2 protein-coding genes are annotated in these 1,935 nt (G+C 71.3%); both read left to right on the forward strand.

Annotated elements, in window-relative coordinates; genetic code table 11:
• The first annotated feature begins 323 nt into the window (after positions 1 to 323).
• Positions 324 to 983, forward strand: coding sequence for a response regulator (locus tag ACF07S_RS03645; protein ID WP_391961885.1), 660 nt, complete (start codon positions 324 to 326; stop codon positions 981 to 983).
• Between the two features lie 152 nt (positions 984 to 1,135).
• The coding region (locus ACF07S_RS03650; protein WP_391973320.1) for a 2-oxoacid:acceptor oxidoreductase family protein at positions 1,136 to 1,935 on the forward strand (800 nt) is incomplete at its 3' end.

Genomic DNA, 1,935 nt, shown 5'->3' on the forward strand with positions numbered 1-1,935 from the left:
ACGGCGCTTGCCTTGTTCGGGGGCACCGTGGCGGAGGACGGGAGCAAGGTACACGGACCGGCACAGGCACACCGGCACCGGGGGGTCGGGGGGGGGGGGGGGCGCCGGGGCCCCGCCCCCGCCGCCCGTACCCGCCGCCCGCGGGAGAGGAACGGAGCCGGGCGGCCGCGTGCCGGCCCGCCGCGACGACACCCCGGCCGCGTCGCCCCGCCGCATCCCCCACCGAATGCTGGAATGCTGGACCCCACGGCCGTCCCCCGCCACGAGGGCGGGGGACGGCGACAGGGGCATGGGGGCCGAGGGACGTGGACGTGGAGGACAGGGTGCGGGTGGTCATCGCCGAGGATTCGGTGCTGTTGCGGGAGGGCCTGACCCGGCTGCTGACCGACCGGGGGCACGAGGTCGTGGCCGGTGTCGGTGACGGCGACGCATTGATCAAGACCATCGCCGAGCTGGACGGGCAGGACCAGCTTCCGGACGTCGTGGTGGCCGACGTACGGATGCCGCCGACGCACACCGACGAGGGGGTGCGGGCCGCGGTGCAGCTGCGCAAGGCGCATCCGGGAGTCGGGGTGCTGGTGCTGTCGCAGTACGTGGAGGAGCGCTACGCCACGGAGCTGCTCGCCGGTTCCAGCCGTGGCGTCGGCTACCTGCTGAAGGACCGGGTGGCCGAGGTGCGCGAGTTCGTGGACGCGGTGGTGCGCGTGGCCCGGGGCGGCACGGCCCTGGACCCGGAGGTGGTCGCGCAGCTGCTGGGCCGCAGCCGCAAGCAGGACGTGCTCGCGAAACTCACCCCGCGCGAGCGGGAGGTCCTGGGGCTGATGGCCGAGGGACGGACGAACTCGGCCGTCGCCCGGCAGCTGGTCGTCTCCGACGGTGCCGTGGAGAAGCACGTCAGCAACATCTTCCTGAAGCTCGGGCTGTCCCCGAGCGACGGCGATCACCGGCGTGTACTGGCCGTTCTCACCTACCTCAACTCCTGACCGCCGGCCGCGACCGGGGTGCCGGAACGTCCTGAAGTCGTGTCCAACATGCGAATGACCCCAGGAAGGGCACCCTCACGGTCGTAGGGTTGATCCAGGGACGGCCTTCGGGAAGGCCGTCCCGGACAGCCGCCTCGAGGAGGTCCAGTTCAGTGACCAGCCAGGTCAGCAGCCCAGCGGAACAGGCCGACGAAGCAGTCATAGGAGAGCAGCGCAAAGCGGCGGGGGCGAAGGACGTCCGCCGGCTCGACCGGGTGATCATCAGGTTCGCGGGGGACTCGGGTGACGGGATGCAGCTCACCGGTGACCGTTTCACCTCGGAGACCGCCTCGTTCGGCAACGATCTCTCCACGCTGCCGAACTTCCCCGCCGAGATCCGCGCGCCCGCCGGCACCCTGCCCGGTGTGTCGTCCTTCCAGCTCCACTTCGCCGATCACGACATCCTCACCCCCGGTGACGCGCCGGACGTGCTGGTGGCGATGAACCCGGCCGCGCTGAAGGCCAACATCGCCGACCTGCCACGCGGCGCGGAGATCATCGTCAACACCGACGAGTTCACCCCACGCGCGCTGCGCAAGGTCGGCTACGCCGCCAGCCCCCTGCAGGACGGCTCGCTGGAGGGCTACCGCCTGCACCCGGTGGCGCTGACCACGCTGACCGTGGAGGCGCTCAAGGAGTTCGGCCTCACCCGCAAGGAGGCCGAGCGCAGCAAGAACATGTTCGCTCTGGGGCTGTTGAGCTGGATGTATCACCGGCCCACCGAGGGCACCGAGAAGTTCCTGGCCGCGAAGTTCGCCCGTAAGCCGCAGATCGCGGCGGCGAACATCGCCGCTTTCCGGGCGGGCTGGAACTTCGGCGAGACCACCGAGGACTTCGCCGTCTCCTACGAGGTGGCCCCGGCGGCGACGGCGTTCCCGCCCGGGGTCTACCGCAACATCTCCGGGAACCTGGC

Origin of the sequence: Streptomyces sp. NPDC016640, from assembly GCF_043076215.1 — a bacterium.
In the GTDB taxonomy this organism is placed as follows: Bacteria; Actinomycetota; Actinomycetes; order Streptomycetales; family Streptomycetaceae; genus Streptomyces.